At 40.3% G+C, this 6,970-nt stretch carries 5 protein-coding genes; 1 reads left to right on the top strand and 4 read right to left on the bottom strand.

Features of this window, described 5'->3' with window-relative positions; genetic code table 11:
• Positions 1 to 251 precede the first annotated feature (251 nt).
• The 3 genes from pdxA to J2S11_RS22065 form a co-directional block, all read right to left on the bottom strand.
• A complete protein-coding gene (pdxA, locus tag J2S11_RS22075; RefSeq protein ID WP_307398356.1) occupies positions 252 to 1,250 on the bottom strand; it encodes a 4-hydroxythreonine-4-phosphate dehydrogenase PdxA in 999 nt (332 codons plus the stop codon).
• Positions 1,247 to 2,542 carry a four-carbon acid sugar kinase family protein gene (locus tag J2S11_RS22070; protein ID WP_307398354.1) on the bottom strand — a complete coding sequence of 432 codons (1,296 nt, stop codon included), beginning with the start codon at positions 2,540 to 2,542 and terminating at the stop codon, positions 1,247 to 1,249. The genes pdxA and J2S11_RS22070 overlap by 4 nt, the downstream gene beginning before the upstream one ends.
• A gap of 133 nt (positions 2,543 to 2,675) precedes the next feature.
• Positions 2,676 to 3,647, bottom strand: a complete 972-nt coding sequence (locus tag J2S11_RS22065) for a 2-keto-3-deoxygluconate permease (RefSeq protein WP_307398353.1) — start codon at positions 3,645 to 3,647, stop codon at positions 2,676 to 2,678.
• A gap of 437 nt (positions 3,648 to 4,084) precedes the next feature.
• On the opposite strand from J2S11_RS22065, the gene J2S11_RS22060 reads away from it, so the two are divergent.
• Positions 4,085 to 5,140 carry an iron-hydroxamate ABC transporter substrate-binding protein gene (locus J2S11_RS22060; protein WP_307398351.1) on the top strand — a complete coding sequence of 352 codons (1,056 nt, stop codon included), beginning with the start codon at positions 4,085 to 4,087 and terminating at the stop codon, positions 5,138 to 5,140.
• A gap of 174 nt (positions 5,141 to 5,314) precedes the next feature.
• Here J2S11_RS22060 and J2S11_RS22055 read toward each other — a convergent pair whose 3' ends face one another.
• Positions 5,315 to 6,778: a sigma-54-dependent Fis family transcriptional regulator gene (locus J2S11_RS22055; RefSeq protein ID WP_307398349.1), complete on the bottom strand. Its 1,464-nt coding sequence runs from the start codon at positions 6,776 to 6,778 to the stop codon at positions 5,315 to 5,317.
• Positions 6,779 to 6,970: the final 192 nt, after the last annotated feature.

Raw genomic sequence — 6,970 nt, 5'->3', positions numbered from 1 at the left:
ATTAAAAATATATTATGTAAGAAGCAAATCATTACTGTTTTCAGCTTTCTAATCATTATTCTATGTGACAGAGTAATAGTACAGCATATTACTCTTTCTGTCAAAGTAATTATTTTCGTAATAATCTACCGCACAAAGGAATTAAAATAAGAAAAGCAGCCTCGCTATCTAAGTTGAGGCTGCTTTGTACAATAACTCTTTATAGAAACAACATATAATTAGAGGGAGACGCCCCCTTAAAATTATTTGTGCTAATCTTGTCTTGGAGCAAGCTCTATTGCACTCCGAATCGCTTCAAGCATACTCCGTTCATCGGCAATGTTTTTACCAGCTATATCAAATGCTGTTCCATGATCAACAGAGGTACGAATCATTCCGCCTTTTAAGCCTACTGTAATATTAACTCCTGCTTCTAGACCTAATACTTTAATTGGGCCGTGCCCCTGATCATGATAACAAGCTACTACTACATCAAAGTCTCCTCGTTGTGCACGAAAGAACAACGTATCTGCTGGATGAGGACCTGAAGCATTAATCCCTTCAGTCTTTGCTCGTTCTATTCCAGGGATCAGCTTCTCTTCCTCTTCCCCATTACCAAAGAGCCCATTCTCACCAGCATGTGGATTAATTCCACACACTGCAATACTTGGTTGGTGCTTACCCGCTCTTGTTAACGTGTCGTGAGCCAGCTTTATCACATTATAGGTTCTTTCTAGATCAATCATCTCAATGGCCTTTATTAAGCCAACATGAGTGGTTAAATGAATGACCTTCAACTTAGGAGAGGAAAGCAGCATCGCGTACTCCTCTGTATCGGTGAGCTCAGCCAGAATTTCTGTATGCCCTGGATAGATATGACCACCTTTGTGTAGGGCTTCTTTATTTAGCGGAGCTGTACAAATAGCGTTAATCTTTTTTTCTTGAGCTAATTCAATCGCTTTTTTTACATAGTGGAAAGCAGCATTTCCCGCTTCAGCAGATATAGCCCCGAACGGTAGGTCAGACGGCAAAAGATCTAAATCAATACAGTCAATTGTTCCATAGCTAAAGGAAGCCTCCGCTGGATCCTGAATCGCTCTGATTGTGACATCTGATCCTGTCACTTTCTTGGCAAGCTCTAAGCGTTTGGCATCTCCAATAACAACAGGCTGGCACTCTTCATACACGCTAGCAACAGCCAAGCTTTTTACAATAATCTCTGGACCGATTCCCGCTCCATCTCCCATTGTAATACCGATTACTGGCTTCATAGCTGATTTCCTCCTTGAATTCTTTCTTTGGATAGTGTGAAGGTTGCTTCTGAGCCGAATGCTCCTGCCTTTGTTACAGCGTAAATAGGATATCTTCCGATGAGCTGACCAATTGGTACACCTGTCTCAACCTCATCAATCAGATGAATGCCCGTTACACCGATTTGATCACAAATCTGCTTTGCCGTGTCCCCACCTGTCATGATGATGCCCTGAAGCTCCGTTTCCTCCAGCAATTCGCTGACGATTTTACCCACACCTGCAACAACCGCATTACTTACATCTGTATGGGAAAGCCCTTGCTTAGCCCCCTCTTCCTGTGCTTGACGAATGGCCTCGCGATCTCCTGTAGAGTAAATAGCCACATGATGTCCTTCTTTATAAGCTTTTACAGCTTCTCGGAAGCCTAATTCAAGCTCCTTTGACCTTCTTTCTACTGTAGAAACCAGTTCTGTAGAATCAATACCAATCCCTTGTACTCCTTTTTGAGCAAGAAAGTGATCCAGCTGCTTTCGCGAAACAGAGGTTACACTTCCTACTACTAGAAGTACTGGCTTATTACTATGTGGGATGGTTACAGTCTGCTTTTCTTTTTCTAAGTGATAGACCTGTGGCAAATAATTGGCTAGACCTGCTGAACCTAACCAAACTACAGAGAACCGACTTTGTTTGATATATTGAGCAATAAGCTCAAGGTCATGTTCCGTAGCCGAGTCAAAAAGAACATACGCTGTGCCAGCATTTTTATATTCATCAAGCGCTGCCTTTACCGTATTATAGCCTTCGGCTAATAATGTCGTAGAAATATGCCCGATATTACGCTTTGTTTGATCCTGTAGCAGCTTAGGAATGTATGATTCCGTAACAGGACATTTTGGATCACGAGAAATTTCTGTTTCATGTAGTAAAGTTCCATGCAAATAATGCTTACCATCCATTACAGTACGTCCATTTACAGGGTAGCCTGGAGCCATCACTACAAAATCCGGTTTAAACACATCATAGACCGCATCAAGCTCCACCCCTAGGTTCCCTCTAAGTGTTGAATCAATTTTTTTATAGATAATGTCGATTTTTTCTTCCTTTAGAAATTGGGCGGCTTCCACAACTCTTGTATACGCTTTCTCTGGAGAAATGGAACGACTATCTGTATCTAATACGATCGCATCGTCCTGCTGAACATTCGCATTCTTTAAATCGAATCTTACAGAAGTATTTAAACCTGATCGAGTCAGCTGTACTCCACTATCATTTGCTCCAGTGAGGTCATCTGCAATAATTCCAATTTTCATCTGATTGCCCCTCCTATCCAAAAACTTTGAAACCTTTGTTTTTATTGTCTGTATCTCTTTTCTCTTTTCTCTTTTCTCTTTTCTCTTTTCTCTTTTCTCTTTTCTCTTATTCTTACTCCGGCAATCCTCTAGATCATGCTGAAGATGGAAGTCTCCCCTTTTTCTCTAAGCGTTTAACTAAAAAAGCAATAAAGATCGGCAGTAGAATTGCAGTGGTTACTGTACTAGCTGCTACTTGAACTGTAGCAATATCCGCCACGCTGGCAAAGGAAGCATTTGCAGCAGCAATAGCAGCAGGTGTAGCTACTGCATTTCCTGCTGTAGACCCTTCAGCCGCACCAACAATGGGATTCCAATTAAATGCTTTAAAGGCAAGGTAACCCCCCATGCCTGTTAAAATAACAGTAGCTACACCTAGAGCAACCCCTCCAATTCCACCTTGAATGATTGCTTGAAAGTTAATTCCCATACCTAAAGCGAAGGCAAAGAACGGAATGAGCATATCACTTCCTTTACCTAAGAAGTCTCTCAGTTCATTATCCAAATTTCCTAAAATCATCCCAACAACAATAGGTAATAAAACAGAAATGAAGCTAACTATGGAAAACAGGCCTTCAACAAAACCCATTACACCAAAAATTGAAAGGGCTACCATCGTTAGAAAAGGTCCATCATTTAGGGCTAACAGCGAGTAAGCTGCTTTATCGTCCTCTTTACCATACTGACCGACAATAGCCATATATAGTCCACCATTACTATTCGTCATCGCAGCTATAATTGCTATAGGTGCAATGCCTAAGAACAGCCCATTCGGCCCTGCCATTAAGTAAGCAAGCAAACCTACTGAAGCTCCAATTAACCATTTTACAGAGAGGAGTGTAGCACCTTTAGCTAAAGAAACGCCAGCACCTTTTAGATTGATTTGTGCTCCCGCACATAATAAGAATAAAGCAATTAAAGTACTAGCGCCATTTACAAATAAAGCCTCGGTAAAATTACCAATTCTTAAAAGATTGGGAGCAAAAGTATTCAATGTCGCTGCCAATAGCAACGGTACAACCATCATTCCACCTGGGATACGATCCAAAGTAGCTTTAATTTTCATGATAAACCCTCCTATTTTGTTTATTTGTTGCATTTTAAAACTAAATTCAAGAAAAGTACATATTTATAAGCGCTTTCAAGTGCTTTACTCTCTTCATACTACTATAAAAAAGTTTAATATTGCAATACTAATATTTTCTATTTGACCATATCGCTCTGTTTTGTTTAATAATGCAATAGTATTAAGCTTTAGAATCAAAACCCTGTTATACTTGTTTCTACAATTTTTAGCTGTCACTAGTATTCTCAACAGCCTTATATCCTACTCGACATGACATGTATTTTTGCTTTCAATACGAGAAGACATACTTGTTCACGATCTAGCCATAATTTTTTCATTGACAACGCAATTGATAATCATTATCATTAACTCGAAGGTGGAGCCATCCACCTGCTTTTAGGAAAGTATAGAGAGTACATAAAGGGAGGTCATCGAAATTGTACAAACCGATATCAACGATGGATAAAGATCATAATCAAGGGGGAGTTAAGAGGCTAGGGATTCTTTTTGTGGGCCTACTAAGTCTTATGCTTATCCTTTCAGCTTGTGCAAGCTCAGATAATTCTAGCGATGCAGGCACAGAGGAACCAATATCCTCATCGCCGAGTGAGGAGGAGCAACAGGCTAACGAAGAAACAGAAGAAGAAACAGCTCAGGAAATAACGGTTGAAGATGCTTTAGGAAATGAGGTTACGATTCCAGCTAATCCACAGCGCATCATTGCTAGCTATTTAGAGGATCATCTAGTTACATTAGGTGTTACTCCAGCAGCACAATGGTCCATTTCACGAGGAGTTCAGGATTATTTAGAGGATTATTTAAAAGATGTCCCAACTGTTGGCTTTGATTTACCAGTCGAGGAAGTCATGAGCTTTGATCCAGATCTATTAATTATTGGTACAGAGAGCGCTGTTGAAGGCGGATTGTATGAGCAATACTCGAAAATTGCTCCCACGTACGTATTGGGTTCAGAGCTGGATGACGACTGGAGAGCTGCGTTAGTTAGAATCGGGGAGCTTCTAGGGAAGACAGACGAAGCGGAGCAGGCTTTAGCCGATTACGAACAAAAAGCAGAGGAAACAAAAAACAAACTTAATGAAGCTATTGGGCAACAGTCCATCGCTATACTATGGCTTGTGAACAAGCAGTTCTTTATCGTTGGTGAGGGAGTCTCAAGTGGTTCTGTTGTGTATCAGGATTTAGGCATGATTCCACCGAATTTAGTCAATGAAATACCTACAGATGCAAGAGCGAACTGGAATCCTGTTTCCCTTGAAATGCTAGCTGAGCTTGACGCAGACCACATCTTTCTTGTTAATAGTGACAAGGAGTCGGGATCCGAAGCACTAGACGAGCCTATTTGGAGCAATATTCCAGCCGTTCAAGCTGGCAGTGTTCATGAAATTGAATCTACTAAAAGCTGGTTGTATAAAGGATTTATTGCCGGAACACAAATCATGGATGATGTGCTAGAGGCACTTGTACAGGAGTAGAAATTTGTCAAAATCTTAATTAGTAGAAGAAACAACAACTATTGATCAAATAAACAAAAAACATGTGGTTAGTTTGCCCACATGTTTTTTGTTATTTAAGCATTCTATATGATTTTCTACTTCCTGCTTTCTGAAGACTCATAATTAATTTATTCACCCAAAATTTCATGATTTTCACTTATTCTCGTTCAGCTTTCTCCACAAAGTCGTCCGATTTATCCCTAGCCTCTTAGCCACTTTTGTTTGGTTCATTCCTTCTTCTTGTAATACGTATTGAATAATATCCTTTTCAATCTCATTCAACGTTTTACTTAAATCGATTGGACTTTGCACCCGTTGGGGCTGACTAGACTCATCTAACTGTGTCAGCTGAGCTTCTTCAATATAGTAGCCTTCAGCGGACAAAACAAGTTCCTTCATCCATTTCTTAAGCTCAGAGATATTTTCTTCCCATCCCCGGCCGAGCATGTAAGACATGACCTCTCCACGCATACCAACAACCTGTTTGCCGAACTTGCTATTATATAAGCCTATAAAATATTTAATATATTCCTCTATATCCTCCTTCCTCTCCTCAAGAGAAGGGACACGTAATATATGATTCGTCAAGCTAAGCAAGTCAGAATGCAGTGTACCTTGTTCAATGAGCTCCCAAGGATGCCTTGTAAAAATGAATATGACTTGCTGTGAGGGATATGAAAGACGTTCCTTAACCACAGAAAAAATCACCTGTTGATCTTTTATAGTAAGGTTATCTAGCCCTTTAATCACCATTGTCCTTGAGTGCTGAATAGAGTGCAGAGAATCCACTTCACCTTCAAGTAGTCTAGCTCCCTGTGGTATTATAACCTCTTTCAGACCACCAGCCAGTTCTTGGACATTGTGAATACATGAGGCCAAAAAGCGTTTTCCAGTGCCCTTCTCCCCGCAAATCACAATTGGCTTAGGAGCTGTAGCATATGTGGTAGCTTGCTCTATCGTTTTTTGCATGATTTTGCTGTGTGCAACCATTTGACCAAATGAAACTGTGGTATCTCCAGTATGTATGGAGATTATTCGATCATTTTGACTAGGAACAAGAATATCATTAATTCTTATCACCTGCTCAAAGGCATCTAGGACAGATTCTTTTCCGGAAGTAATCATCATCCCTTGTAGACCATGTTTATCTGCTGTTCTAACGGTAACCGTATCTCCAAGTAAAACCTGTGCACCATGATTTTTGGCTAATTGAACAGCATCATCCACCTCATCCTGACTGTGTATCGTCGTGTATGGAATATCCATATCAAGTAAATGAGCAACTGAAACAACTCCCTGACAAATATTAGGGAATCCTATTAATTCAACCTGCTGCCTGTAATCCTTAACTAGCATCAAGGCTCTGAGAATATCGTATCCAGAAACCTGAATCTCAATGACGGGTATTGAGGTATATTCACGAATAAGCTTTGCCGTTCCTCCCCTACTTACGATAAACTGAATATCATCCTGTTCATACTTTCGAATAATAGGTATCGCCTCTTTTAGATCGGCATGCTCTACAATCACTTCAAGATGATGCTGTTCTTTAGCTAGTTGTGTGACTAACTCCTTCAAACCAGAGTACGGGGCGATGACCAACGTTTTAATTTTCATCTCACACTTCTCCTCTGTTGCAATATGCTACGTTTATTATACACCAATTGCAGAACGATGCCATTCGATAAAAGCTTTTAAATTCTGATCGTATAAGTTCTGGTAGAGTAAAGAACTGAAATTTTCTTGGCGACCGTGAGGTCGCCTTTACTCATTCCAGCTCCTCCTCATCAAACCGTACGTGAAGTTTTC

This window comes from Bacillus horti, from assembly GCF_030813115.1.
Classification (GTDB): Bacteria; Bacillota; Bacilli; order Caldalkalibacillales; family JCM-10596; genus Bacillus_CH; species Bacillus_CH horti.
The sequence above is the reverse complement of the archived record's forward strand: the minus strand, read 5'-3'. Positions and strand labels throughout refer to the sequence as shown.